Here is a 26,146-nt window from a genome sequence, read left to right on the forward strand (position 1 = left end):
TTTTAAGCTGAACGCCTTCCTGAGCTAAGCGAGAAAAAATATGAAAAACAAAGTGTTTAACCGCAGCCTGCTGGCGGGCGTTGTCATCAGTCTCTGCAGCGGCCTGTTGGCGCCCGCCGCCCTGGCCGCCTGTGCGGGCACCGAACTCAGCGCCTGTCCCGCGCCTTTCGATGCGCAACTGCCGGACACGCACAAGATGCTCACCTGGAGCCAGAGCGACCGGGTGATCGGTTTTCGTAACGACTACCGCAACTATGCCGGGGATGTGTTTCATCACGGCAACGCCGCGCCGCTGGCGGCTGCCGCTAAACCGTTAACGGACGCCAGCTATCGGGTGAATGGCAAAACCTACCACCTGCAGGATTACCTGCAGCGCCAGAACGTCAGCGGCATGCTGGTATTGAAAGACGGCAAAATCGCCTGGAAATATCTGGGGCAGGGTAATACCGACGCTACCCTGTGGACGTCGCGCTCGGTGGGCAAATCCGTGGTTGCCACGCTGGTTGGCGTGGCGATTAAACAGGGCAAAATCCACTCGCTCGACGATCTCATCACGCAATACGAACCCGATCTGAAAGGCACCGCGTGGGACGGTGTGACCCTCAGGCAGCTGATCACCCATACCTCCGGCGTGGCGTGGAATGAGGATTACACCAACCCGAAATCGAACTTCGCGCAGCTGACAGAGTGTGAAGCCAAGCCCGGTACCTACGCCTGCGTGCGCAAGCTGGTGGCCGGCTTACGCCGCGCACACCCGGCCGGGCAGAACTGGTCTTACTCCTCCGGCGGCGCGTGGCTGCTGGGCGACGTACTGGAGCGCGCCACCGGCATGCCGCTGGCGGCCTATCTTGAGCAAAGCATCTGGCAGCCGTACGGCATGGCCAGCGATGGCGTGTGGCATGCTTATGCCAAAGGCCAGCACGACGTGGGCGCGCACGGCTTTAACGCCACGCTGGAAGACTGGGGGCGCTTCGGCGAATTCATTCTGCATAACGGAACGTTGCCGAACGGCAAACAGATCTTGCCGGAAGATTGGGTAGCCCAGTCGGCCAACTGGACGCGGGCGGCGGGCTCGGTGTCGGCGGCGCACCCCAAGGGCATTTACGGCTACCAATGGTGGAACAACGAAGTGCCGGCGAATGCGACCAACGTAGAACCCGCTCCGCAGGCTTCCCTGAAACATTCTCTGTGGGCGCTGGGGATCTTCGGCCAGATGATCATGGTCAATCAGGCGGAGAATCTGGTGATTGTCCAGTGGTCTACCTGGCCGCAGGCGGAGCCTTCTTTCAGCGCGCAACCGCTGGAGGCGTCGCTGATGTTTAGCGCGATAGCGAAGGAATTACGTTAACGTCGGCTGGGTAAGCAGGGGCTGGATGGCGGTTGCCATTCAGCCCCTGTTTCTGTCCTTAACATTATCAATCTTTGCCATACCAGGATTTAAAATACTTCAGGAAACTGTAGGCCACGGCATAAAAGCCAGTGACGGCGCCGACTTTGCCTTCCTTCCATGCCCCGCTCAGTATGTACCATTTAAAAAATGCGCCGATCGCGCTAACGATGCCACGAAATATCGAGGGCCTAATGTTTCTGTATTTTACTACCCTTGTCGTATAGCTATTGAGCTTGTTGAATATTTCATGGAGAGAGTAAAAGGTATCGTGCTTAACATTGCCGGGAATGACCGACGTGTGAATATAGCCTTCAGCGGCATCATCTACCGGAGCATCATTGAACCTGACCTGCGTTCTATTGAACAGCCGAACGGGGTAGTCCGGTGAGGAGATGGGATAAATCGTTCTGACTGGCTGTCCGAGAACAAACCAATACCTTTTGATTCTAAAGGCTTGCTGTGGCGGTGGGTTTTCCTGCGCTTTGAATTTTAAAATGGACGCTATGGTTTCGGCATCAAGGATTTCGTCGCTGTCCAGGCACAACACCCAGTCATGATGAGCTTGAGAAATCGCAAAGTTCATTTGCCGTCCGTGAGTCTCGAAACGATGATAAATAGGGCTTATTCCAAAGCTTTGGCAAATAGACAGCGTTTTATCCGTACTGCCGGAGTCCACCACAATCCACTCATCCGCAATGCCCATGAGTGGAGAAAGCACCTCGTGTAATAAACGAGAGGAGTTAAAAGTCAGTATACAAACAGCTATCTTTGCCATTAACTAACATCCTTAAAAATCGCGAGCAGGTGAGTGCGTGATGTTTTCTCTGGAATGGAAATTGCGATTCTCTTCTTATCCCTTATCAACCTCAGAAAATGCTTAACCCCGCCGGTCAAACCGATAAACCAGCACCAGCGCCAACGCCAGGAGCAAAAGCGGCGGGGCGAGGGCGGTGAAGGGCGCGTTGAGGGCGAACAGCAACCCCAGATTGAGAACGATCTGGTAAGCGATGTAGGTCAGCAGCCCGATGATGACGCCAAGCGCTAGCCGGCTGCCCATGCCGGGGGCGCGCGGGGCGGTGAAGGTAAACGGGATGGCCAGCAAAATCATCGCCAGCACCAGCAGGGGCTGGCCGAGTTTTTTCCACAGCGCCAGGCGGTATTCGGTGCTGGGTTGCCCCGAGCCTTGCAGGTAATCGATATAGCGATCCAGCTGTTGGAGCGAGAAACTGCCCGCCGGCAGGGTTAGCTCTTTCAGGCTCGGCACGGCGAACAGTGAGCGCCAGAGCAGGCTGTCTTGTCGCGCAATCGTCTCCTTTCTGCCTTGCCAGCTTTTCTGCATCACGTTGTGCAGCAGCCAGCTGCCGTCGGCGGCGGTGCTGGCGCTGTCGGCGTAAATGTAAGACTCCAGCGCGCGGTTGGCTTGATAACGGAAGATCTCAATGCCGTGGGGCTGGTCGTTCTCATCGACGGTCTTCACTGTCACAAACTCGTTGCCGCGCCGCGCCCACAGCGGGTTAACGGTAACGTCGTTATTATTCGACTGCGCCAGGGCGTTATTCTTCATTTGCAGCGCGCGTTGCTGCAGCGGCGAGGCGGCCCATTCATCGAGGGCGCCGAGCGAGAGGTTCATCAGCAGCCCGGCGGCGAGCATCACCAACGCGATGCGGAATATCGACATCCCGGCGGAACGGATCGCCGTCAGCTCCAGGCTTTTGGAGAGCTGCCCCAGCCCGACGATGCCGCCGAGCAGCGCGATAAACGGCCCCAGATCGACCAGGCTGCGCGGCAGGGTCATCACGGTCACCAGCAGCGCCTGCTGCCAGCGGTAGCCGCCCGGGGTCACGTCCTCCAGCTCGTTGATCAGCGTAAAGGTGGTGAACAGCGGGATGAGCAGCCCGGTCGCGGCGGCGAAGCCGATGAACACGTTGCGGATCAGATAGCGGCTAAAAAGGGTCATCGGGAGGGTTTCCGCAGCAGGGAGAGGTCGCGCGCCAGCAGCAGGGCGATACCGACAGCCATCGCTATCGGCACCAGCCAAACGCCGGGGATCGTCGGCAGAGAGCCGTTGGCCACCAGCGTGCGACAAATGTTGCCGCCATAGAAAATCACGGTAAACAGAACCGTGAGGGGCAGCAGCGCGGCGTAGCGCCCCTGCCGCGGCTTGATGCGGCTAAAGGGGATCGCCAGCAGCACCATCAGCACGGTGGTCAGCCCGCGGCTCTCGCGCCATTGCAGTTCGGCGGCGTCGCCCGGATCTGCGGAGCGCGCCAGTTCCGCCGGCGAGGCCGATTTGTGCCGGCTCTCGGCGCTGGGCACGAACGGTTTGAGCGCGATGTCAAAGTTGTCGTAATTCTGCCCGTTGTCGTCGGCGCCCTCACGATCCAGCACATAGGCGGTGCCGGTTTTCAGCCGCACGGCGGGGCTGGCGGGGGAGGCGTCGAGCACCTCCACCGACTGCGCACGGTACAGGTTGGTGTGATGGCCGCCGCGTACATAAATCAGGGCGTCCGTCAGGTGGTTGGCCGTTTTGTCGACGTGACTGGCGAGGATCATGCGGCCGTTGCCGCTGACGTTGAATTTGTCGGCCTGCAGGTGGCTCACGTCCAGCACCGATTGCGACTGTTGCTGCAGCTGATAAATATTGGCGTACGCCCAGGGTCTGCCATACAGCGACAGCAGCGTGACCGCTATCGCCAGCGGCACGGCGAGTATCAGCACCGCCTTGTACAGCCGCAGCGGGCTGGCGCCGGCGGCCAGCATGGCGGTGATCTCCGCATCGCTGTACATCTGGCTCAGCGCGACCGCCACCGAGACATACAGCGCGACGGGCAATATCATCTCCAGCGCGATCAGCGACTTATAGAAAACCACGTCGGCCACCACCCGCAGCGCCAGCGTGCCGTTGGCGGCGTCGGTCAGGTAGCGCTGAGCGGAGTAGCTGGCGAACATGAAGATCAGAAACCCGGCGATCATCATCACCAGGCGGCGGATCTCAACCGTGATATAGCGTTCAATCAAAGACATGCGTTATCGGTTCCCGGCGGCGTGCGCTTCATGGCGTCTCCTGCGCGATCAGCGCGCGCAGCAGGGCGATCACCTGGTCAACTTCTTGCGGGGTGAGTGCGCCGTCCTTCGCCCACTGCACGCGCCCGGCCTTGTCCAGCACTACGATGGTGGAGCTCTCCTCCGGCAGCCGCCAGGCCATGCGCCCCAGCCCGTCGCTGTCGACGATGAATTGCGCCCAGGGGTAATGCCGCTTGTTTTTCTCGATCTTGCCGCGCACGAAGAAGCCGGAACCCGGTATCGCGTCGTCGGTGTTGACGATGGTGGTCGGCTGGAAGCGATCGCCCGGCAGGTTCGCGTCCTTAACGGCGTTGATCAGCAGCGAGTTCTTCTTTTTGGCGGAGGTGCGCCCGGCGATGTACTGGATCACCCGCACCTTGCCCGCCAGTTTTGCGCTGTTCCACGGCCGGTAGCTGAAATCGCCGTTGCGCAGCAGCAGCTCGCCGCGATCGGCGATGGCGATCGGCGCCACCGGCCGGCCATGCACGAAGTTATGCGCAGATGCCGTCAGCGGCGACAGCAGCAGCGCAAGGGTCAGCAAGCGACGTAACGTCATCATGGCTCCGTGCAACCCGCTTATCTGCCCGCCGCGATGGCCGGCTGGGAAAACGACAGCGGAAAACGCGCCAGCAGCAGCTCCAGGCGCTGGCGGATGTCGATATCCAGGATCGCCGGCCGATCATAGATATCGCCGCCGGCCAGCTTGTCCGCCACCATCACGTCATGCCGGTCGCCCATCAGGCCGTTAATCGCCGCCAGGAAGCGCGAGATCTGCCGGGCCTCGCGGTTGTCGGGATCGATCGATCTCAGCGTGTCGTAGAACGAGACCTGGCGGCTGACGATTTTGCGCACGTCATGGAACTGATGCCCGGTCAGCGCCGGGCCGGCGATCAGCGTTTGCAGCTGGCGCATTTGCTCCTGGCGGTAGGTGATAAAGCCCTGTGCGCTTTCCAGCCGGGTGTGGCGCAGCGCATAGCGCACGTAAGACCACACCGGCTTGCTGAGCAGCAGCCGCAGCAGGTTGCCGTACAGCGTCAGGTTCTTCTGGTTGCCGTTGCGAAACGCGTCCTGAAAATGGCCGAGCACCACAGTGGTGGTGTGGAACAGGCGGTTGGCGCGGTGCGGGGCGCCGTACAGCTGCTGGGCGAAGCGCAGGTGCTTATAGCGGGCGCGGATATATTTGTAGCGCATGCGGGTAGCCGCCGCCAACTGCGGGTCTTGCAGGAAACCGTTCACCAATTGCAGAAGCTCGCGGCGGGAAAAGCCGTCTTCCCAAAACTGCAGGCACAGCGCGTAGTTGTCCCGAATGCTCTCGGGGGAGCATTCCAGATCAATCTGCTGCGGCAGGCTGATATTCGCCTCAACCAGGTCGTCCTCTTCCACCGCGACAAACAGCGCCTGGGTGGTTTCGGCTGAGAACTTTTTCCAATTATTGCTAGCGGTCATTGATTACTCTCTTTGGGCACATTCAGCCCCAACATAAAGCGATTGCGGTAGGCGCCGATCGTCGGTATCAGGGATAACAGAACGTCTAAACATTGCCCAAGTAAATAAGCGAAGGCGGCGCCCTGCACGCCGAAGGCATACGCCATCGACACCAGCAGCGCAATGTAGGCCGCCGAGGCCGTCGCCTGCGCGATCAGGAAGGCGCGCTGTTTGCCCGCCATAAACAGTAAGGATTCCTGCGGGAAGCCCATCATGGAGACGATGATCGCGCCCAGCATGATTTGAATCAGGTCATAGGCTTCCAGGTATTGCTGCCCGAATACCGCGGAAATAAGCGGCTTGCCCACCAGCAACATCAACACCGCAACGGCCAGGCCGATGCCGCCGGCCAGCAGCGAAGAGCGCAGGCCGAGCAGCCACGGGGTTTTGGTGCGCGGATCCAGGCGCATGATCTCGGGATAGAAGCTTTTCTCCAGCAGCTTGGCCGGGGTGCCCGTCGCATCGAAGAAGGTCATGGCGATCTTGAACAGCCCGGCGGCGGCCGGGCCGAGCACCACGCCCACCAGCACGGTGGTGCAGGAGTTGCGGGCGGCCCAGATGGTATGGGCGATGTTGGTGGTCCAGACGAAGTTCCAGGCGCCCTCGATGCGGCGCGCGACGTTGAAAAGGCGCGGCCTCAGCGCGCCATGGATATCGCGGCGGCGCAGCTCGCGCGCGGTGAACCACCAAAACAGCGTGCCGCCGATCAGGTTAGAGGCGTACCAGGTGACGATAAAGCCGGGGAACCCCAGATCGAAATAATAGGAGATGACGCTGCCCACCGCCTGCAGGAACGGTTTGATCGCCTGCTGGATGGCGATTAAATCGAAGCGGTTGAAGGCGCGCAGCACGCCGGTCGGCGTGGACGAGGTCATCGATGGGATCAGGGTGCAGTACAGCATGGCGAGCCAGAAGCTTTCGCTGTCCAGCCCCAGAGCGTGAGACAAGAACGGCAGCATGATCATGCCGCCCAGCACGGCGATGACGCCGCTGGCGATATCCAGGCCAAAGGAGAAGGCGACGACGTCGCGGAAGCGCCCGGTATTTTGATGCTCCAGTGCCGGAGTGCCGAATTGCACCACAAACTGCCAGGTCTGGAATTTGATGAAATCGCTGACCGCTTTGGTATAGGCCTGAATCACCACCAGCACGCCGAACATTTCAGGCGACATGCCTTTACCGGCGCAGGAGAGCGCCAGCAGGCCGAGCAGCGCGCTGGCGACGCTGCCGGAACCCAGGTAGGCGGCATTACGTAAAATGGAACGAAACGCGCCGTCGGAAAACCACCGTTTCATAGCCCAAACCAGCCGTTATCGTTGTTTTGCTGCATTTTGTGTTCCGCAGTCATGCGTTTGCCCTGTATTCGTTTAATAAACCTGAGTTTCTTCGCCGGCGTTCTCGCCGGGTTGCCCGAGATCGCTCTGCGGGCGCTTCGCGGGGTTCACCACGGCGGAAATGGCGTTGAGCGCATTGCTCAGCACCTCGTCGTAAGGGGCTCTGGCGTCCAGCTCGATGATGCGCGAGCCGTTGTATTGCAGGCGTACCATGGCGGCGATCTTGTCTTTCAGCTCTTCGTAACTGTGATCGGGCTTGCGGGAAAAGGCCGTATCGACGTCGATATCAAGGCGAATGATCAGCTCCGGCCGATAGACGGCCATGCGTTGATATAAACGGCGTTCGCGCGCCGCCAGGCGGCTTAATAGCCACCCTTTTGCGCGTTCCACGCCGATGCCGGGCCCATCGTAGTAAAAACCTGAGATTTCCGCCTGCGGGTAGCGATCGCTGATCACCAGAACGCCGCTCTGCGCCAACCGCCGCACCTTGCGCAGGTTGGATGCGCGCCACAGCGAAAAGCCGTACATGATCAGCGCCGCCCACAGCGCCGGCGGCCTGTTGCTCATGCGCTGAGTTTTGTCGGACTTGGCCGCCAGACGTCGTTCCAGCCACACGCCGATGAACGGCAACTTCTTGATTTTGTCGCCGTCTTCGCCGGAGATCAGCCCCAAATAGCGCCGCTCCGTGGGGCGATGTTGCTGCAGGTTTTTCACCAGGTCGGCGGTCAGCGTGGACTTGCCCGTACCGTCGCTGCCCACCACGGCAATCAGCCCGGTGATGCAGGTGGGAGAGGTATCCTGTTCGGCGGTGAGTTTATTTTTTTTCATCTGTTTCGGTACGGAAAGGTTATTTGTCGGCTAGGCATTGGCGGCCCTCAGCGATATTTTAACGGCGTGCAGCGATGCGTCGAAAATACGGTCGGCCGGTTCGCGGCCGTCTAAATCCAATATGTTAGCGCCGTTAAACGTCAGGTGCGGGATGACGGCGATCTTTTCACGCAACGCCGCCAGCGAGTGATCGGGTTTGCGTGAATAGGCCGTTTGTTCGTCAATATCCAGCCGAATTAATAATAAGGGCTGATAAGACGCCATCCATTGGTACAGGTTTTGTTCGCGCTTTCTTAGCCAGCGGATCCAGCGATTGCCGCCGGCGGTTTTCGCCAGCTGCGGGCCATCGAAACGAAACCCCGCCACTTCGGCTTGCGGATAACGATCGGTGATCAGTAATGCGCCGCTGCGGCTTTTCTTCAGCATGCGACGGAATTTATAAACGCGCCAATAGGAGAGTAAAAATATCACCAGCGCCGTGGCATTATCCGGCGGTGTGGAAGGGCGCTCATGCACGCGTTCCGATTTCTTCAGCAAATAACGCCCGAAGGGCGCGCCAATAATCGGCAGCGAACTGATCCATTCGCCAATACGCCCGGAAGACTGGCCGAGATACAGCAGTTCGGCAGGTTCTTGTGCCGATAAAGCGTTGACCAGGCTGGCGGCTAACGTGGATTTTCCCGAGCCGTCACAGCCGGTTATCGCTATTACGCGCACGGGCGAGCGATCAGATGAAGGTCTTATCTGCTGACTCACAATAATTGATCCAATGCGAAAAAAACTATTGTATTCCAATACGCCTTGGGTTCAAGATATTTATTGTGCTTTGCTGCGATAAAATAATGAGATCGGTATTCTTTTTCGTTATTTGAATTGATATTCATGGCGTTTGTTCTTGTTATTTTGTGCTAATTGTTCGTGCGTGGGCCGGTTTCGCTTTTTATGTTAATTCTCGGCATGGCTCACGGCGAAAAAGAGCAGAGGTTTTCAATTTTCGCTTAATCTTTTGTGCTTTTTGGCGCTGCGTATGGCAAATTTTTTTTCACGCAGCCACTGCGGCAATGATAAGCGATCGTTCGCTTCAAATATGGCACGCCGTTTCTGGTGTATTGAAAGAGAGTCTTATTATGAGTGCAAAATTTCCGCCGCTGATTGCGGTTATCGGCAGCGACGGATCGGGTAAGTCCACCGTTTGTGAACATCTGATCGAGTATGTGAAACATTATGGCCCGGCGGTGCAGGTGCATCTGGGCAAACAGGCGGGTAACGTCGGGCGCGCGGCGGCGAAATTGCCGTTGCTCGGGCGCTCGGTGGGCAAGGCTATCGAGAGCAATACCAAAAAAGTCAAAACGAAAAAATCCCGGATTGGCCTGTTGCCGTCGGCGGTGATCATCGCTTTCGTGGGGCGGCGGCTGCTGCGTTTTCGCCGCATGCTGGCGTATCGCCGGCAAGGGTTCATCGTGTTGACCGACCGTTTTCCGCAGGCGCAGATCCCTGGCGCTTACGACGGCACGGTTTTTCCCGTCGACGTTGAAGGCAGCCGTTTCGTCCGTTGGCTGGCGGCGCGTGAACGGGCGGCGTTTCAATGGATGGCGGGGCAAAAACCGGATCTGGTGCTCAAGCTGAATGTCAGTCTGGACGTGGCCTGCGCGCGCAAACCCGATCACCGCAAAGCGGCGCTGGAGAAGAAGATCGCCGTCACGCCGCTATTGACGTTCGAAGGCGCCGACATCGTGGATCTCGATGCCGATCGGCCGATCGAGGAGGTGCTTTCGGCGGCGGAAAAAGCCATCGCGGAATTTATGGCGGCGCAGGGGTATCGCTATTCGGCTGATGGGGTATCAACGGCTGCGCACTGAGGTGCGCATCGGTTCGGCAGGGCGGCGTGGCCATTTTCGGCACCGCCGCCGCGGCCGAGAAGGAAAGGCTTTATTTTTTCAGCGCCGCAAAGGCGCGCACGATGGTGTCGATTTCTTCATCGCTGTGCGCGGCATTGACGCTGCAGCGCAGCAGGGTCACGCCCGCCGGCGCGGCCGGTGGCAGCACCAGGTTCACATAGACGCCGTGGGCGATCAGCTCGCGCCAGAAACGCAACCCTTCTTCCTTTGAACCGATCATCACCGGCACCACCGGGCTGATGCGCGGCCCCAGGGTATAGCCCAGCTCGGCGAGGCCGTGGTACAGGCGGTGCGCATTGCTCCACAGTTTTTCCCGCAGCTCGGGATGGCGGGCGATTTTTTGCAGCGCCGTGCGCACCGAAGCGATGCTGGACGGCGACGGCGAAGCGGTAAAGATATACGGCCGGCTGCTGTAGCGCAGCACGTCCATCCCCTTGCCGCCGACGGCGAAGCCGCCGATCGAAGCCAGGCTTTTGCTGAAGGTGCCCAGGATGATATCCACGTCTTGCTCGACGCCCAGCGCTTCGGCCAGGCCGCGGCCGTGCTCGCCCATTACGCCGAAGGAGTGCGCTTCGTCGACCAGCAGATACCCGCCCAATCGCCGTTTGATGTCGACGATTTCCACCAGCGGGGCGACGTCGCCCAGCATGCTGTAGATGCCTTCCACGATAATGATCGCCTCGCGGGCGCGTTCGCCCAGGCGCACCATGCGGCGCTCCAGATCGGCGGCGTCATTGTGGCGGAAGCGAATAATTTCCGCGCCGCCGAGGGCGCAGGCGTCGTAAATGCTCGCGTGGCTGTCCGCGTCGATCAGCACCACGGCACCCGGCCCCGCCAGCGTGCTGATGACGCCCAGGTTGGCGGTATAGCCGGTGGAGAACACGATGGCGCTCGGGCGATCGAAGAATTCCGCCAGCTCCCGTTCCAGCGTCAGGTGCGATCCGTAACTGCCGTTCGCCATGCGCGAGCCGGTGGTGCCGGTGCCGAGCGCGGCCAGAGCCGCCTGGCCGGCGGCGATCGCCTGCGCATCGAACGTCAGGCCAAGGTAATTATTGGTGCCGGCGAGGACAATCTTTTGATCGCCGATGCGCCCCTGGGTGGCGGAATACACTTCGTCGATACAGGTGCCGAACGGATTCAGACCGGACGTTTGAAATTGTTCACGGTCATTGGCGAGCCGCGCAAACTTATCATACAGTCCCATGGTGTTTCTCCAGATAAGGGCGCAGCGCGTCAAGCAGTTGCTCAGGCGTTCTGACATCAAGCAATATATTGATAGGAATGGAGATATCTAATTCATCTTCCAGCATCATCAGCAGATCCAAGACTCTGATGGATTCCAGGCCAAGATCATTGACGAGATCGCTATCAGGTTTTATTTCCACTCCGCCTTCGACGATACCTTGCAAACACGTCAGGATATAATCCATTACAGCATCGCGATTTAGCATAAGAACGTTGACACACCTCTACTTGGAATAATTAAAACAGCCCTTCACGCAGCGCGCGTTCCAAACTCACCTGTGGAAACCAATTAATCTGTTGCGACAGCGCCTGATTACTGGCGGACCAGTCGCGATGCGTTAATTCGCGTATTTTGCTGCGCGTCAGCATCGGCTCTTTTTTTACCAGGCGGTTCCACACCACGCTGATATCCGCCAGGGCTTTCAGCAGCGGCAGCGGAATGCCCACCAGCCGCACCGGCCCGTGACGCACGGCGGCGCCGATGTCCCGCAGGCGCAACCAGTTATAGCCTTCGGCCACGCCGTCGCACAGTTCGTAAATATTTGGCTGCGCGGGTTCGGTTTGCACCCATTGGCTGACCGCCTTTGCCAAATCGCTCACGTGCAGAAAAGAGAGCCTGGCGTCAGGCGCGCCCAGCCGGGGCAGCACGCCGCGCAGCAGGCCGTTGAACAGCGGTTTCAGCTCTTTATCGCCGGGCCCGTAAACCGCCGTTGGGCGGAAAATCCCCAGCGCGATATCGCCCGTGGCGGCGATGAGTTGCTGCTCGGCGGCCTGTTTTGAATGGGCGTACCAGGACAGCGCCGGATGGCGGGCCGCCAGCGACGACATGAACAAGAAGCGATTGCAGCGGCCGTTCTGTTTGGCCGCCTGCATCAAATTCAGGCTGCCGGTGACGTTGCAGCGGGTGAACACCGCTTCCGCATGCCCGCGCACCTGGCCCGCACAATGCACGACGCACTCCGCACCGCGCACCAGTTCGGTGAGCGAGGGCCGATCTTCCAGCGCGCCGGGGATCCACTGCAGGTTGTCTGCGGCGGCTTTTCCGGCTTGCCGCGTCAGGGCGCGCACGCTAAACCCTTGCGCCAGCAGTTCCTGGACGATATGCCGGCCGATAAAGCCGGTCGCGCCCGTCACTGCCACGGTGCCGCTCATTGCGCGAAACCGGCCAGCTGCGGCATTTGCGGGTAGAGCGAAGCGCTCAGCCAGCGTTTCTTGGCCTCCGCGCGCGCGGGTTTGCCCGACGACGTGCGGGGAATGCTGTGCGGCGGCAGCAGCTCGATGTCCACCGCGATGCCGAACTCGCTTTGAATGCGCGCGCTCAGCGAATGCACGATTTGTTCACGGCGTTCTTCCGAACTGACTCGACACTGGATCTGCAAAATGATCCTGGCCGCTTCGTCGTGTTCTTCGGTCACGAAGGCAATCGCATCGCCGGAACGGATTTCCGGTTCGGATTCCGCGACGTACTCAATATCCTGCGGCCAGATATTGCGTCCGCGAATAATGATCAAATCCTTCTTGCGGCCGGTGACGTACAGATAGCCGTCCAGCAGATAGCCGAGATCGCCGGTGTCCATCCAGCCGGTCACCTGGATCTGCTGCTGGGACTCATCGTCGCAGAAATAGCCGTTCATCAGGCTGGGGCCGGAAATCGTGATATGGCCGACCTGACGTTCCGGCAGCGGTTGCCCGGTTTCGCTGCGGATCTCGATGCGGTGGCCGGGCAGCGCACGGCCGCAGTTGACGAAGGTCGAGACGGCGCGGGTTTTCTTGCCCGGCGCGACCGCTTTACCCTCGTATTCCAAAATATCGCGGTCGACCTCGTTGGTTTGCGGGCCGGAGCAAGGGTCGGAAAAACTCACCGCCAGGGTGTTCTCGGCCAGGCCATAGCACGGCATGAAGGCTTTGCTGTCGAAGTTGATGCTGCTGAAGTGTTCGCCAAACTGGGCGAGCAGCTCGGCCGGGATCGGCTCGGCGCCCACGCCCGCAACCCGCCAGCTGGAAAGATCCAGATCGGCCAGCTCTTTGGCGTTGCTGCGGCGCAGACACAGATCGTAGCCGAACGGCGGGGCGACGGACACCGTGCCGCGATTCTTGGCGATCAGTTTCAGCCACTGCATCGGGCGCATGGCGAAATCTTGCGTGCGCAGGTAGTCGACGGACAGCTGGGTCGCCACCGGCGTAAGCAGGAAACCGACCAGGCCCATATCGTGATAGAAGGGCAGCCACGAAACGCAGCGGTCGCCGGCGCGCAACTTGATCCCGTCGCGACTGATCGCGTTCAGGTTCGCCATGGCCGCCCGCTGGGTAATGATCACGCCGCGCGGAAAGCGGGTGCTGCCCGAGGTGTATTGGAGATAGGCGATATCGTCGGGCGAAGGCGCCGGCAACGCGATCTCCGGCTCTGGCAAGGCGTTAAAGTCCGCGTCGCTGAGGATGTGCATCGCCGACGTGTTTTCCGTGGCCGACGCGATGAGCGGTGTCCACTCTTCGCTGCTGATGATCGCCGCGGGGTTGCAGCTGGCGATCAGCCCTTTCAGTTTGGCGGTGTAGGAGTCGCGCTGGCCAACGCCCATCGGGATCGCCAACGGCACCGCCACCAGGCCGGCATATTGGCAAGCGAAAAAGGCTTCGACGAAGCCCGGGCTGGTTTCGGCGATAAGCGCCACGCGATCGCCTTTCTTGAGCTTCAGGGACAATAAACGCCGCGCGCCCGCGATCGCTTTTTGCTGCAGCGTGCGATAGTCGAGAACGGTCACGAGTTGATTGCGACGGTCGTAAAAATTCATTCCCGTATTACCGAGTGCCGCGTAATCCAACGCGTCCACTAACGTGGGGAAGTCCGCATAGCGCATGGGAAGAGAATGAACGGAACTTGTTTCAGACATAGACAAACTTAGCCATAGATTAAAAATCACCAAAAGAGAGAAATCACTCTTGGCGAGGTAATTGATGTTTTACTATGAATAGGTTTTGAATAAGTTTGTTATTCAACCATCTTCATTCCGCGAACAGCGTATATTGCCGTGCTCGAGCGGCATGCCGGTTATTAACCGGGCAGAGCGTAAGTAGCCCGAGTCATCAGCCTTGAGCGGCACCCTGGCGAGATATGAGAGACTATTGTAATATCCGGACTTCGCCGTTCTTTAGTCTGCATCTGTCGGGCAGGAAATAACTGTCGGCTCATAGGTTATGACCTCATGCATGGCTATCTTGGAACTTAAACACTTCCTAAACAGTATGCCGCAAGAAATTCAAAAGTGAACGATTCATTTAAGGCTAATCTTAAAAATAGCATTAAGTGGTAAAAATGGCGGCGCACCTCCTGATTAAAGTCGGTACACTAAAAGCGGCGAGTTTCTTTTACCATAACAGCACGAAATAATAAAAGAGCACTATTAGCGTAGCCTGGCTGCGCCGCTTTCTGTTTCCTTTTTTTATCAATTATGGACATCACAGGGTGAATGTCAGGCAACACGTTGCTGATTCGCCGAGGGGGAATATTCGGTTTTTCTTATCAGTGAGCCGGAGGCAATACACAATTCAATAAAAGGCAACAGCATAAAAAATGCTAAAGGCGTTGTCGCGTGCTTATTTAATTATTTTATTAAAACGTAAGGCTATTTATGATCCGTATTGAGAAAGTTCTGGATAAACGCGAACTTAAAGAATTTATTGCTTTCCCCTCGCAACTGTTTCGCGATGATCCGAACTGGATTGAGCCGCTGCATGTAGAGCGCGAAGAGCACCTGTCAAAGAAGAATCCCGGGACCGACCATATTGAATGGCAGGCATGGGTGGCCAAAAAACAGGGCAAAGTGGTTGGGCGCATCACTGCGCAAATCGATTCTCTGCACCGGGAGCTGCATGGTGAGGATACCGGCCACTTCGGCATGATTGACGCCGTTGACGATCCCGCCGTGTTCAGCACCTTATTCACGGTAGCGGAGGAGTGGCTGAGGTCGAAAGGCGCGCGTAAAATCACCGGGCCATTCAGCCTCAATATCAATCAGGAAAGCGGCCTGTTGGTCGAAGGGTTCGATACCCCGCCTTCCGCCCTGATGACGCACGCGAAACCTTACTACGCGGCCCAGATAGCGCAGCAGGGCTACAGCGAAGGGATTGATTTGCTTGCCTATTGGATGAAAAGAACCGACCTGCATTTTTCGCCGTCGTTAACCCGGATGATGGATCAGGTGCGTAAAAAGGTGACCGTTCGCCGTCTCAATCGCAAGCGCTTTCGCGAGGAGATGCAGGTGCTGCGCGAGGTGTTCAACTCCGGATGGCAACATAACTGGGGGTTTGTCCCGTTCACCGAGCACGAGTTCGCCACCATGGGGGATCAGCTGAAGTTCCTGGTGCCCGACGATATGATCCATATCGCCGAGGTGGATGGCGCCCCCTGCGCCTTTATCGTCGGTCTGCCGAACATTAACGAAGCGATTGCCGATCTGCAGGGGCGTTTATTGCCGTTCGGCTGGGCGAAGCTATTGTGGCGCCTGAAAGTCAGCGGCGTGCGCACCGCGCGCGTGCCGTTGATGGGCGTACGCCAGGAATATCAATTCAGCCGCATCGGGCCCATTATTGCGCTGCTGCTGATTGAGGCGCTGCGCGAGCCTTTCGCGAAGCGCAATATCGACGCGCTGGAAATGTCGTGGATCCTGGAAACCAATACCGGCATGCGGACGATTTTAGAACGCATCGGCGCGGTGCCGTACAAGCGTTACCGCTTGTACGAGAAAACGCTTTAAGCGGCTGATATCGCGTCCCCTTTTTACGCTCCCAGAATAATAACCGCGCCAGGGCATTTTCGGGCGGTGGCGTTTCAGGAGCAGGGGGACGGCGAGTGAGGGAATGCATCGTTTCCTGAAAGAGAACGGTTAAGGTTTTTAATTAATCAACTCGAGATAAATTCACGTTGCGTGATTTATTTGCGAGTGACTGTCGCAGTTTTGACGAGAGCTGATTGTATGCCTGTGGAAAAGAAAAAAGGAATAAGCCGATTAACCTACAGCATTAGGAATTCCTGGGCCGGGTTTATTGATGCTGTGCTTACCGAAGATGCGTTCCGCCAATTATTGGTTATTAACGCCATTTTACTGGTTGTTACATTTGGTTTAGATATTACAAATATAGAAAGGCTGTTATTAATCACCTGCAGTTTTCTGCTATTGGTGGTTGAGCTGCTTAATACGGCGATTGAAACCGTAGTCGATCGCATTTCGCTGGAATTGCATCCGTTATCCAAACGCGCCAAAGATTTGGGCGGCGCAGCGCAGCTGGTAGCCGTGGTGATGACTATCATTATTTGGGGAATGGTGCTGCTGGGGCGATAGGGGCTTGGGTGGTTCAACCACCCAGTCGGTGAACGTGGCGATATAAGCGGTTATCATCGCTGTTTTGCGTCTTCTGCCATTTCAGCAAGGAGAGTTGGTCGTTATGCCCGTGAATTTTGATCTCAACGATCTCTATGCGTTTCGCGCGCTGGTGGAGTACGGCAATTTTCGGCTGGCCGCAGAGTCCATCTGCCTGTCGCAGTCGGCGCTGAGCCGCAGGATTGAGAAGCTGGAAAACGCGCTGGGCAGCAAACTGTTCGATCGCACCACCCGGCGCGTGACCTTGACGCTGTACGGGCAGGCCTTTGCCGAGCGTTCGGATCAGCTGCTGATGAACGTCGAAGCGGTGTTGGCCGATATCGACAAGGTCAGCCAGGAGCGGGTGGGGCTGGTTACCGTCGCCACGGTGCCCTCGGCGGCCTACTATTTCATGCCCGACGTGATACGCCGTTTCCGGCTGCGCTATCCGCGCGTGCGCGTCAAGCTGATCGACGGCAGCGCAGGTAATGTCATCGAGGCGGTCACCGGCGGCCAGGCCGATTTCGGCATCTGCTTCGCCGGGCGGCTGCAGCCTAATCTTGAATTTGTGCCGTTAGTGGGGGACGTCTACGTGGCCGCCTGCCGGCGCGACCATCCGCTCGCCGCTAAAAAGAGCCTCACCTGGCAAGAGTTCTATCAGCAGGATTACGTCTCGCTGGATAAAACCTCCGGCAATCGCAATCTGCTCGATCAGCGCCTGGAACACCTCGTGCCGGAACGCCCCAGCGTGTGTGAAACTCGCCATGTGACGACCATGCTGGGCATGGTTGAGGCGGGCATCGGCATTGCCGCCGTGCCCGCCATGTCGATGCCCGCTTCAGAGCACTCGGTGTTGACGTCGGTGCCGCTGGTCGATCCGGTGGTGAAACGTACCGTGGGTCTCATCAGACGCGGCGGCCGCATGCAGTCTTTCGTCGCCGCCGAGCTGGAAAAGCTGATTACTGAACAGTATCACTCTGCTTGACCGGCTGCGGCGCCGGCACGGTTCGCATGCCGGTCGCGCGAATGGTCGGCTGCGCCTGAGGGGAGGCGAGGAAGTCCAGCAGCGCTTTGCCTTCGCGGCGGTGCTCCGCCTTGGCGGTTACCGCGCCCGCGAAGCGGGTGATGTACTGCACGTTTTCAGGCAGCTCGCCGATAAAGGTCACGCCCGCCACGGGCAGCAATTCGCTGACCTGCTGGAAGCCCAGCGCGTATTTCCCCTGCGCCACTTCAGAGGCCACCGGAATGCGCTCAACCTTATGTGCTTTCCCTTTCACCTGTTCCTCGATGCCCAGCTTTTTGAACAGTTGGCCGCTGACATAGCGGCCGCTGGCGCTGTCGGAATAGGCGAAAGAGTCAGCCTGCAGCAGGACATTGCGCAGCTCGGCATCCGTTTTTATCACCGGCTTGGGCGCGCCCTGTTTCACCACCATGCCGATCGGCGAATCGGCCAGCTCCACGCGTGAACCCGGCTGGGTCCAGTGCTCTTTTTCCAGTTGGGTGAGCGCGTCGCCCACCATGATCAGCACATCGGCTTGCTCTCCGCGCGCCAGCCGCGCGGGGATCGCCAGCGGCGTTTTGCCCATCGAGGGGCCGGACACCAGAATGATTTTGTCGCCGCTTTGGGCTTCATATTCCGGAGCCAGCTTCTCTAGTGCGGCTTTGAAGCCGCCGGAGATCATGACGGTCACGTCTTTGGCCAGCGCCGCCGTACTGCAGGAGGCGCACACCAGCGCGGCGAGGATCGAACGAGTGAGTTTTTGCATGGCACCATTCCTTTTGAGATGGCGGCTTAGCGCGCGGTTTGCAGCGGCATGGCGATGCGGCGATACATATACAGCGTCGCCAGTAGGGCGCACAGCGCGGCGAAGCTCATCCAGTAGCCCGGTGAAGCCTTGTCGCCGGTGTATTCGATCAATGCGGTGGAGACCACCGGCGTAAAGCCGCCGAACACCGCCGTCGCCAGGCTGTAGGCCAGCGAGAACCCGGCCACCCGCACTTCCGTTGGCATGATCTCCGTCAACGCCGGGATCATGGCGCCGTTGTAGAGGCCGTAAATGAAGGACAGCCACAGCAGCACGGCCAGCATCATGCCGAAGCTGGGGGCGGCGGCGAGCAGGCTCAGCGCCGGGTAGGCGGTGGCCAACGTCAGCAACGTCATGGCGACCAGCACCGGTTTGCGGCCGAAACGATCCGACAGCGCGCCGCCGATGGGCAGCCAGATGAAGTTGGAGATCGCCACCAGCAGGGTGACCAGCAAGCTGTCGGAGGCGCTGAGCAGCAGCACCTTTTTGCCGAAGGTTGGCGCATACACGGTGATCAGGTAAAACGCGGTGGTGGTCATGGCGACCATCAGCATGCCGGCGATCACCACCGGCCAGTTTTTCAGCAGGGTTTTAAACACGTCGCGCATCGCCAGGTGGTGACGGCGAGCGGTAAATTCCTGCGTCTCTTCCAGCTTGCGGCGCAGGAAAAAGATGAAGGGAACGATCAGGCAGCCGAACAGGAAAGGCAGGCGCCAGCCCCATTCGCGAATGGCGCTTTCTTCCAGCGCCGCATTGAGCGCGAAGCCCATGGCCGCCGCCACCATGATAGCCACCTGCTGGCTGCCGGACTGCCAGCTGGTGTAGAAGCCTTTACGGCCCGGCGTGGCGATTTCGGCCAGATAGACGGACACGCCGCCCAGCTCCGCGCCCGCCGAGAAGCCTTGCAACAGACGCCCGCACAGCACCAGCAGCGGGGCCCAAAGCCCGATGCTTTGGTAAGAGGGGATCAGCACGATCAGGAAGGTGCCCGCGGCCATGATCGACAGGGTCACGATCAGCCCTTTGCGGCGGCCGACTTTATCGATGTAAGCGCCCAGCACGATGGCGCCGATCGGGCGCATCAAAAAGCCCGCGCCGAATACCGCGAAGGTCATCATCAGCGAGGCGAACTCGCTGCTGGCCGGGAAAAAGGTGTGTGCGATGTAGGTAGCGTAAAAGCCGAACAGGAAAAAATCGAACTGCTCTAAAAAGTTGCCGGAGGTGACGCGCAGTATCGCGCCGGATCTGGCCCGGATGGTCATGGGTGAGGTAGAGGAATGCATCGTTATCTCCAGTTTGTTATTGGCGCCTGACGCCGCGCCTGTTGCTGAAGACTCGCTCAGGAAAATAAAGTAAATAAGCGCAATAAACGCATGGCGCGATGCGTTTGACGCATCAATCGGCGTTAACAATGTTGCCTAACCCGATGTAACGTGACGTTAACAAGTTTGCCGCTCACCGCCCGCTGCGCAGAACGCCGAAAACGTTATGCGCTTTTTGTGACAGGGTTCATAAAGGGGTGGCGGGGAAACGCCCCGTGCCTCTGAACGATTATTCGATACCGCGCGTAAAAAGGTGAATGCCCCGTACTGCGTTTGCAAAATGCGTGGATGTACGTTCAGCCTTGCAGTAACAACGCATGCCTTTGCATGCTATCCCAGCGCCTCTCTGCTATAGCTTTACATCTATATAGCTATTGATCTATATTTTAGGGAGGTCCCGTGTGGGAAATTAAAACAACGGATGCATTTGATCATTGGTTCAGATCACTCAGCGATGCCGACCGGGCCTGCGTGCTTGCTGCATTGATGGTCCTGCGGGAAAAAGGGCCCGGCTTGCCCAGGCCCTATGCCGATACGGTTAAAGGCTCGCGTTACAGCAACATGAAAGAGCTGCGTATTCAGAGCCGTGGCGAACCGTTGCGGGCATTTTTCGCCTTCGATCCGTACCGCGTCGGCATGGTGCTTTGCGCGGGCAATAAAGCGGGCGATGAAAAACGTTTTTACGATCGAATGCTGCAGATTGCCGATCGGGAATTCACGAATTGGCTGAACACACTAAAAGAGAAGGAGTGACGCGATGGGCAGAACGCTGGAACAGCTTATTGCGGAGGAAAAGCCCGAGGTCGTGGCCGAAGCGCAGGCAATGGCGACGGACATTATGCTGAACATCCATCTTGCCGAGCTGCGCGAGAAGGTGCAGAAAACCCAGGTTGAAATGGCGCAGGCGCTGGGTATCAGGCAACCGACCGTCGCCGTGATGGAAAAACCGGGCCGCGATCTGAAACTGTCTTCGCTCAAACGCTATGTTGAGGCGGCGGGCGGCAAACTGCGCCTGGATGTCGAACTGCCGGACGGTTCGCACTACGAATTTGTGCTGTAAGCGCTAACGGCAAAAAAGCACAAAGCCCGCTCAGGTCTTCCTGAGCGGGCTTTTCTCAACCAGAGTTTCTCTGACGGGAGACGATACCTGTGCCTGTCGGAGTGGATGCAGGCGGCAGCACGCTATTTGGGCTTCTGCGCGTCGTTAAACCTAAGCACATCGATAAGCAAAGAAAAGGCCGATCCTGGGTGCTTGCGGTGTGGGTAGTAAAGATGATACCCCGGTAAGTCCGGGGTGAACTTGTCCAGCACGCGGACGAGTTTTTTCTCGTCAAGGGCGTTCTGCACCTGATCGCAAGGCAGGTAGGCCAGGCCGTGCCCGTCGAGAGCGGCGTCCAGGATCAGGTCGATGGTGTTTAACAACAGTTGGCCTTCCATGCGAACCCGAACTTCACGTCCCCCGCGCATGAGCCGCCAACGGTTGGCGGTGCCCGATGTAGGAAGATAGAGGTTAATCGCCTGATGATCGACCAGTTGCGCCACCGAGGTCGGGGTGCCTCGCCGGGCAAGATAATCCGGCGCGCCAACGATCGCCATCGGAATATCAGGCCCAATCCGCACGGCAATCATATCCTTATCCATCTCTCCCCCCAGACGGACGCCGGCATCGAAACGTTCTGCGACCACATCGCTAAGACCATAATCGATGATGAGCTGCACGTTAATTTCTGGGTGAGATTTCAGCAGCATGCGCATGGCGGGCAGCAAAAGGGTTTTAGCGGCATGCTCCACCGTGGTGATGCGTATGGTGCCGGAAGGGCGGTTGCGCAGCTCGCCCAGTGAAGTCATGACGGAATCCAGGTCTTGCAGCATGGGACCCAGGGTCGACAAGAGCTGCTCCCCGGCCTCGGTGGGCACTACGCTGCGCGTGGTGCGCGTCAGCAGACGAAACCCCAGCCGTTCTTCGATGCGGCGGACGATCTGGCTTAACGCCGACTGCGCCATGCCCAGGCGGGCCGCGGCCCGGGTGAAGCTGCGCTCCTCGGCGACCACCACAAATGCCACCAAATCGGCTATCTCATCACGTTTCATCTCTGTTTTCCGTTCGGCTGATTAATCATTTAAGTGATAGGTCTAATCATTATTTTGGGTCTAATCATCTTAATGTTCAATGTCTATAGTGAGAATCAGAAACGATGCAGTTAACCGACCACCCTGATGAGGAACCGGATGATGAACCAGAAAATCAGCTTCACGAATAGCAATAACCCAACCATCGATCTTTCCGCAGTGCTCTACTTCCCGCCGGCCTTCGACGCGGGCCGTCAGTATCCGGCCATCGTCGTTTCTCACCCGGGGGGCGGCGTGAAAGAGCAAACCGCCGGCACCTATGCCGCAAAACTGGCGGAGCAGGGGTTCGTGACCGTGGCTTACGATGCCTCTTATCAGGGGGAAAGCGGCGGCGAACCCCGTCAGTTGGAAAACCCTTATATCCGCACCGAAGACGTCAGCGCGGTGATTGATTACCTGACCACGCTGCCTTATGTCGACAACGAGCGCATTGGCGCGATGGGCATTTGCGCCGGTGCGGGCTATACCGCCAACGCTGCGATCCAGGATCGCCGCATCAAGGCCATCGGCACCGTCAGCGCCGTCAATATCGGCTCGATGTTCCGCAACGGGTGGGAAAACAATGTGAAGTCCATTGATGCGCTGCCGTACGTTGAGGCGGGCTCCAACGCCCGCACCGGCGATATCAGCAGCGGTGAACATGCCACCATGCCGCTGGCGCCGATGAAAGAATCCGATGCGCCGAACGAAGAGCTGCGCCAGGCCTGGGAGTATTACCACACCCCGCGCGCGCAATATCCGACGGCGCCCGGCTATGCGACGCTGCGCAGCCTCAACCAGATCATTACCTACGACGCCTACCATATGGCCGAAGTGTATCTGACCCAGCCGATGCAGATCGTGGCGGGCAGCGTGGCGGGCAGTAAATGGATGAGTGACGATTTATACGACCGCGCCGCGAGCAGCGACAAGCGTTACCACATCGTCGAAGGCGCGAATCATATGGAATTGTATGACGGTAAAGCCTATGTCGCCGAAGCCGTTTCCGTCCTGGCGCCGTTCTTTGAGGAGATGCTGTAATGAAAAATGTTCGCATCCAAAACGCCGATATGGCCTGGCACATCGCCGCCCACATTCAGCTGCCGCCGGGGTTCGATGAATCCAAGCGCTACCCGACGGTGGTCAGCGTCCATCCTTTCGGCAGCTGCAAGGAACAAACCTCCGGCAATGTTTACGGTAAGGCGTTGGCGGAGCAGGGGTACGTCGTTATCGCCTATGACGCCAGTTTTCAGGGGGAGTCGGGCGGGGCGCCGCGCTGGATAGAAGATCCGACCCAGCGGGTGGAAGACATCAGCCGCGTCATCGACTATGCCGTCACCTTGCCGTATGTCGATGCGGAGCGTATCGGCGTGCTGGGCATTTGCGGCGGCGGCGGTTATGCCGTCAATGCCACGCTGACAGAGAAACGCATCAAAGCCGTGGTGAGCATCACCGGCGTTAATATTGGGCGACTCTTCCGCGAAGGCTTCAGCGGCTACGATCCGCTGGGCGCGCTGAGCGCGATGGCTGCGCAGCGCACCCGGGAAGCGCGGGGCGGAGAGCTTCAGGTCAATGAACTGCTGCCCGCCAGTCCTCAAGAGGCAACGGCCCATGGGCTCACCGAACGCGACGTTTTCGAAGCGACAGACTATTACAAGACCGCGCGCGGTCAACAGCCGGGTGGCGCGACGCGCATGTTGTTCTCGCATGCGCAAAAAACGCTGGCCTGGGATGCCTTCGCCTTTACCGAGGTGCTGCTGACTCAGCCGGTGATGGTGGTGGTGGGCGAGAAAGTCGGTGCCTTCGGCGCCTATCGCGATGGCATGGAAGTCTATGGGCGCGCAACGGCTTCAGCGCATCGCGAGCTGGTCTCGTTAGCGGACTTTTCACATTACGAGCTGTATGACAAACCGGAAGCCGTTCGCGCAGCGATGGACAAGGTGCTGCCGTTTTTGGCCGCGCACCTGGGTGAATAACCGATGGAGAACACCATGAAGAATGTATTGATCCTTGGCGCCGGCGGCCAAATCGCCCGCCATGTTATCGACAGATTGGCGGATGAACAGTCGCTTGTGCAAACGTTGTTCGCTCGCCAGCCGGAAAAAATCCGGTCGCGCCCGGCCAACGGCCGGATCCTTATCGGCGATGTGTTGAATCCGTCCGCATTGGAACAAGCGATGCAGGGCCAGGATCTGGTGTATGCCAACCTGACGGGAGAGGATCTGGATGTGCAGGCTGAGGCGGTGATTGCCGCCATGCAGGCCAGCGGCGTCAAACGCCTGATCTTCGTTCTTTCGCTGGGGATTTATGATGAGGTCCCGGGAAAATTCGGTGAATGGAACAACGCGATCATCGGTGAGCCCCTCAAGCCATTTCGTCGGGCGGCTGACGCGATTGAAGCCTCCGGGCTGGACTACACCATTCTGCGCCCGGCCTGGTTAACGGATGAAGACCTGGTTGACTATGAGCTTACCGCCCGCGATGCGCCGTTCAAAGGAACCATCGTATCGCGCAAGAGCGTCGCCGCTTTAGTTGCCGACATCATCGAGCAACCGAAAAAACATCTGGGTGAGAACATCGGCGTCAACCAGCCGGGCACTGACGGTGACAAGCCGTATTTTATGTAAATACCCGCCATAAAATTTTTCTATAGAGGCAGGACGATGGAGATGAACAGTCTCAGCGGTAAAGTCGCTGTTATCACCGGGGCTTCAAGCGGTATTGGTGAAGCTGCCGCCCGCCGATTGGTTGCGGAAGGCGTTTCGGTCGTGCTGGTAGCAAGACGCAAAGAGCGAATCGGAAGCCTGGCTGCCGAACTGGGCGGGGCCGCCGTCGCCTTTGACGCTGACGTTGCTGATTTAGCTCAGGTCCGGTCACTTTTTAATGAGGTGAAGAGCCGCTTCGGCGGTGTGGATCTGCTTTTCAACAACGCGGGCATGGGGATTTTCGGTCGGTTCGAGGAGAGCTCACCCGAGGGCTGGCAGGAGCAGATCAATGCGAATATGTACGGCGTGTTGAACTGTTCCTACGAAGCTATCCCTCTGATGAAAAATCGCTCCGGCGCAATGATCTCCACGGTATCCAGCGTCGGGGGGAAAAGCAGCGCGCCTAACTGGGCCGTGTATTGCGCCACCAAATTTGCAGTCAGGGGGTTCTGTGACGGTTTGCGGCAGGAGCTGGCTGAAGAAGGGATACGCGTGTCATTGATTCATCCGGGGGCGGTGCATACGGAATGGGGACACAATGTTTCTGCGGACATGATGCGCGAACGTCGTGATGCCATTCAGGCTCTCATGCCGGATGATGTGGCTCGTGCATTGGTCTATTCATTTGCTCAACCGCCCGGTGTATTACTCGATGACATCGTGATACGCCCTAGTTTGCAATTGACGCTTTAGTGCCTCGACACCGCGTACTGCAATGAGGCAGTACGAGTTTTTAAACCGATTAAGGTGAACAGATATGAATCGCATTTGGTTTGTCACCGGCGCCGCGCGCGGCATGGGCGCCCATATTGTCAGGGCTGCGTTGCAACAGGGAGATTGTGTGGTCGCAACGGGGCGGGATAGGGAAAAATTGCGCCGGACATTCAGCGATGTTGCAGCGGAAAAGATTGAGCTGCTGGAGCTTGATGTTCGTGATGAACATCAGGCGCTGGCTGCTGCAGATGCGGCCGTGAGCCGTTTTGGCCGCATTGATGTATTAGTGAATAATGCCGGGTTCTGTTTGTTGGGGCGCTTTGAAGAAGCGACAGCCGAACAGATAGAGCAGCAATTTTCAACCAACGTTTTCGGCATGGCCAATGTATTGCGCGCGGTGCTGCCGGTGATGCGGCGCCAGCGGAGCGGGCGCATTATCAACACCTCTTCCATCGCCGGCGTAAAAGCCGTCGCGAACGCCACATTTTATTCCGCGTCGAAGTTTGCCGTGGAAGGTATGACCCTGGCATTGGCCGATGAGGTCGCGCCCCTTGGAATTACCGTCACCGCCGTTGAGCCCGGCTTTTTCCGCACCGAATTTCTCAATGACAGTTCTGCCCGGTACGGGGAAAGAAGCATTGCCGATTATGCCGCTTTTGGCAGTGCGCGCGAGCTACTGGCATCCGCCGATGGTCAGCAACAGGGCGATCCTGCCAAACTTGCGCAGGTGATTTGCCGGTTGGTGGAAATGGACACGCCTCCGCGCCAGCTATTAATCGGTAATGATGCTATCGATTTCGTCATGCCGACGTTGCAGTCCCGCATCGCAGAAACGTGGGAGTTTGAGGCGCTCAGCAAGACGACCGATTTTGATTAATGGCATCAAGGCGCTTA

Annotated in this window: 27 protein-coding genes; 12 read left to right on the top strand and 15 right to left on the bottom strand. The window is 58.4% G+C overall.

Annotated features, from left to right (window positions below):
- The first annotated feature begins 40 nt into the window (after nt 1–40).
- A complete protein-coding gene (locus ACJ8QF_RS10745) occupies nt 41–1,348 on the top strand; it encodes a serine hydrolase domain-containing protein (protein WP_131164937.1) in 1,308 nt (435 codons plus the stop codon).
- A 67-nt stretch (nt 1,349–1,415) separates the two neighbouring features.
- On the opposite strand, the gene ACJ8QF_RS10750 is transcribed toward ACJ8QF_RS10745, so the two are convergent.
- The 8 genes from ACJ8QF_RS10750 to ACJ8QF_RS10785 form a co-directional block, all read right to left on the bottom strand.
- Entirely contained in the window at nt 1,416–2,165 is a 750-nt protein-coding gene (locus ACJ8QF_RS10750) for a glycosyltransferase family 2 protein (RefSeq protein WP_131164936.1), read from the bottom strand.
- A 102-nt stretch (nt 2,166–2,267) separates the two neighbouring features.
- Complete coding sequence (gene lptG / locus ACJ8QF_RS10755) at nt 2,268–3,347, bottom strand: LPS export ABC transporter permease LptG (protein ID WP_131164935.1); 1,080 nt, start codon at nt 3,345–3,347, stop codon at nt 2,268–2,270.
- Complete coding sequence (gene lptF / locus ACJ8QF_RS10760; RefSeq protein ID WP_131164934.1) at nt 3,344–4,414, bottom strand: LPS export ABC transporter permease LptF; 1,071 nt, start codon at nt 4,412–4,414, stop codon at nt 3,344–3,346. The genes lptG and lptF overlap by 4 nt, the downstream gene beginning before the upstream one ends.
- A 28-nt stretch (nt 4,415–4,442) precedes the next feature.
- Nucleotides 4,443–5,009: a YtfJ family protein gene (locus tag ACJ8QF_RS10765; protein WP_015378488.1), complete on the bottom strand. Its 567-nt coding sequence runs from the start codon at nt 5,007–5,009 to the stop codon at nt 4,443–4,445.
- A gap of 20 nt (nt 5,010–5,029) precedes the next feature.
- Nucleotides 5,030–5,899, bottom strand: coding sequence for a hypothetical protein (locus tag ACJ8QF_RS10770; RefSeq protein ID WP_016927024.1), 870 nt, complete (start codon nt 5,897–5,899; stop codon nt 5,030–5,032).
- A complete protein-coding gene (locus ACJ8QF_RS10775) occupies nt 5,896–7,233 on the bottom strand; it encodes a lipopolysaccharide biosynthesis protein (RefSeq protein ID WP_004935553.1) in 1,338 nt (445 codons plus the stop codon). Before ACJ8QF_RS10775 ends, ACJ8QF_RS10770 begins: the two co-directional genes overlap by 4 nt.
- A gap of 72 nt (nt 7,234–7,305) precedes the next feature.
- Nucleotides 7,306–8,100, bottom strand: a complete 795-nt coding sequence (locus tag ACJ8QF_RS10780) for a hypothetical protein (protein WP_131164933.1) — start codon at nt 8,098–8,100, stop codon at nt 7,306–7,308.
- Nucleotides 8,101–8,130: 30 nt separating this feature from the next.
- The gene (locus ACJ8QF_RS10785) at nt 8,131–8,856 is read right to left on the bottom strand and encodes a lipoprotein (protein ID WP_033645744.1); all 726 of its coding nucleotides are present in this window, start codon (nt 8,854–8,856) and stop codon (nt 8,131–8,133) included.
- Between the two features lie 371 nt (nt 8,857–9,227).
- Here ACJ8QF_RS10785 and ACJ8QF_RS10790 point away from each other — a divergent pair, with 371 nt between their 5' ends.
- A complete protein-coding gene (locus tag ACJ8QF_RS10790) occupies nt 9,228–9,959 on the top strand; it encodes an ATP-binding protein (RefSeq protein WP_015378484.1) in 732 nt (243 codons plus the stop codon).
- Between the two features lie 70 nt (nt 9,960–10,029).
- Here ACJ8QF_RS10790 and spt read toward each other — a convergent pair whose 3' ends face one another.
- The 4 genes from spt to ACJ8QF_RS10810 are packed head-to-tail and all read right to left on the bottom strand — an operon-like array spanning nt 10,030 to nt 14,131.
- The gene (gene spt / locus ACJ8QF_RS10795; RefSeq protein ID WP_004935542.1) at nt 10,030–11,202 is read right to left on the bottom strand and encodes a serine palmitoyltransferase; all 1,173 of its coding nucleotides are present in this window, start codon (nt 11,200–11,202) and stop codon (nt 10,030–10,032) included.
- Nucleotides 11,189–11,449, bottom strand: coding sequence for an acyl carrier protein (locus ACJ8QF_RS10800; protein ID WP_004935539.1), 261 nt, complete (start codon nt 11,447–11,449; stop codon nt 11,189–11,191). The genes spt and ACJ8QF_RS10800 overlap by 14 nt, the downstream gene beginning before the upstream one ends.
- Before the next feature lie 31 nt (nt 11,450–11,480).
- Nucleotides 11,481–12,395, bottom strand: a complete 915-nt coding sequence (locus ACJ8QF_RS10805; protein ID WP_004935535.1) for an NAD-dependent epimerase/dehydratase family protein — start codon at nt 12,393–12,395, stop codon at nt 11,481–11,483.
- Complete coding sequence (locus tag ACJ8QF_RS10810) at nt 12,392–14,131, bottom strand: fatty acyl-AMP ligase (RefSeq protein ID WP_033645743.1); 1,740 nt, start codon at nt 14,129–14,131, stop codon at nt 12,392–12,394. Before ACJ8QF_RS10810 ends, ACJ8QF_RS10805 begins: the two co-directional genes overlap by 4 nt.
- Before the next feature lie 738 nt (nt 14,132–14,869).
- On the opposite strand from ACJ8QF_RS10810, the gene ACJ8QF_RS10815 reads away from it, so the two are divergent.
- The 3 genes from ACJ8QF_RS10815 (at nt 14,870) to ACJ8QF_RS10825 (ending at nt 17,582) form a co-directional block, all read left to right on the top strand.
- Nucleotides 14,870–15,994 carry a hypothetical protein gene (locus tag ACJ8QF_RS10815; protein ID WP_016927031.1) on the top strand — a complete coding sequence of 375 codons (1,125 nt, stop codon included), beginning with the start codon at nt 14,870–14,872 and terminating at the stop codon, nt 15,992–15,994.
- Nucleotides 15,995–16,213: 219 nt separating this feature from the next.
- A complete protein-coding gene (locus ACJ8QF_RS10820) occupies nt 16,214–16,579 on the top strand; it encodes a diacylglycerol kinase (RefSeq protein ID WP_004935528.1) in 366 nt (121 codons plus the stop codon).
- Between the two features lie 103 nt (nt 16,580–16,682).
- Nucleotides 16,683–17,582 carry a LysR family transcriptional regulator gene (locus ACJ8QF_RS10825; protein ID WP_044030852.1) on the top strand — a complete coding sequence of 300 codons (900 nt, stop codon included), beginning with the start codon at nt 16,683–16,685 and terminating at the stop codon, nt 17,580–17,582.
- Here the strand turns inward: ACJ8QF_RS10825 and ACJ8QF_RS10830 are convergent.
- Complete coding sequence (locus ACJ8QF_RS10830; RefSeq protein WP_442537510.1) at nt 17,557–18,363, bottom strand: substrate-binding domain-containing protein; 807 nt, start codon at nt 18,361–18,363, stop codon at nt 17,557–17,559. The genes ACJ8QF_RS10825 and ACJ8QF_RS10830 overlap by 26 nt on opposite strands.
- A gap of 26 nt (nt 18,364–18,389) precedes the next feature.
- Nucleotides 18,390–19,685 (bottom strand): MFS transporter, encoded by a 1,296-nt coding sequence (locus ACJ8QF_RS10835; protein ID WP_004935508.1) that lies wholly within the window; start codon nt 19,683–19,685, stop codon nt 18,390–18,392.
- A gap of 438 nt (nt 19,686–20,123) precedes the next feature.
- Here ACJ8QF_RS10835 and ACJ8QF_RS10840 point away from each other — a divergent pair, with 438 nt between their 5' ends.
- Nucleotides 20,124–20,477, top strand: coding sequence for a type II toxin-antitoxin system RelE/ParE family toxin (locus tag ACJ8QF_RS10840; protein WP_015378478.1), 354 nt, complete (start codon nt 20,124–20,126; stop codon nt 20,475–20,477).
- A 4-nt stretch (nt 20,478–20,481) separates the two neighbouring features.
- Nucleotides 20,482–20,784: an XRE family transcriptional regulator gene (locus tag ACJ8QF_RS10845; RefSeq protein WP_004935502.1), complete on the top strand. Its 303-nt coding sequence runs from the start codon at nt 20,482–20,484 to the stop codon at nt 20,782–20,784.
- A 122-nt stretch (nt 20,785–20,906) separates the two neighbouring features.
- Here the strand turns inward: ACJ8QF_RS10845 and ACJ8QF_RS10850 are convergent, their stop codons facing one another.
- Nucleotides 20,907–21,815 carry a LysR family transcriptional regulator gene (locus ACJ8QF_RS10850; protein ID WP_004935498.1) on the bottom strand — a complete coding sequence of 303 codons (909 nt, stop codon included), beginning with the start codon at nt 21,813–21,815 and terminating at the stop codon, nt 20,907–20,909.
- 138 nt (nt 21,816–21,953) lie between these two features.
- On the opposite strand from ACJ8QF_RS10850, the gene ACJ8QF_RS10855 reads away from it, so the two are divergent.
- From ACJ8QF_RS10855 to ACJ8QF_RS10875, 5 genes are all read left to right on the top strand, one after another.
- Nucleotides 21,954–22,874: an alpha/beta hydrolase gene (locus ACJ8QF_RS10855; RefSeq protein ID WP_131164931.1), complete on the top strand. Its 921-nt coding sequence runs from the start codon at nt 21,954–21,956 to the stop codon at nt 22,872–22,874.
- A complete protein-coding gene (locus ACJ8QF_RS10860; protein ID WP_131164930.1) occupies nt 22,874–23,809 on the top strand; it encodes an alpha/beta hydrolase in 936 nt (311 codons plus the stop codon). Before ACJ8QF_RS10855 ends, ACJ8QF_RS10860 begins: the two co-directional genes overlap by 1 nt.
- 15 nt (nt 23,810–23,824) lie before the next feature.
- Nucleotides 23,825–24,460, top strand: a complete 636-nt coding sequence (locus ACJ8QF_RS10865) for an SDR family oxidoreductase (RefSeq protein ID WP_015378474.1) — start codon at nt 23,825–23,827, stop codon at nt 24,458–24,460.
- A 42-nt stretch (nt 24,461–24,502) separates the two neighbouring features.
- Nucleotides 24,503–25,231 carry an SDR family oxidoreductase gene (locus ACJ8QF_RS10870; RefSeq protein ID WP_242517194.1) on the top strand — a complete coding sequence of 243 codons (729 nt, stop codon included), beginning with the start codon at nt 24,503–24,505 and terminating at the stop codon, nt 25,229–25,231.
- 64 nt (nt 25,232–25,295) lie between these two features.
- Nucleotides 25,296–26,129, top strand: coding sequence for an SDR family NAD(P)-dependent oxidoreductase (locus tag ACJ8QF_RS10875; protein WP_049187879.1), 834 nt, complete (start codon nt 25,296–25,298; stop codon nt 26,127–26,129).
- Nucleotides 26,130–26,146: the final 17 nt, after the last annotated feature.

It is taken from the genome of Serratia sp. CY81684, assembly GCF_052166595.1.
GTDB classification, from domain to species: domain Bacteria; phylum Pseudomonadota; class Gammaproteobacteria; order Enterobacterales; family Enterobacteriaceae; genus Serratia; species Serratia nematodiphila.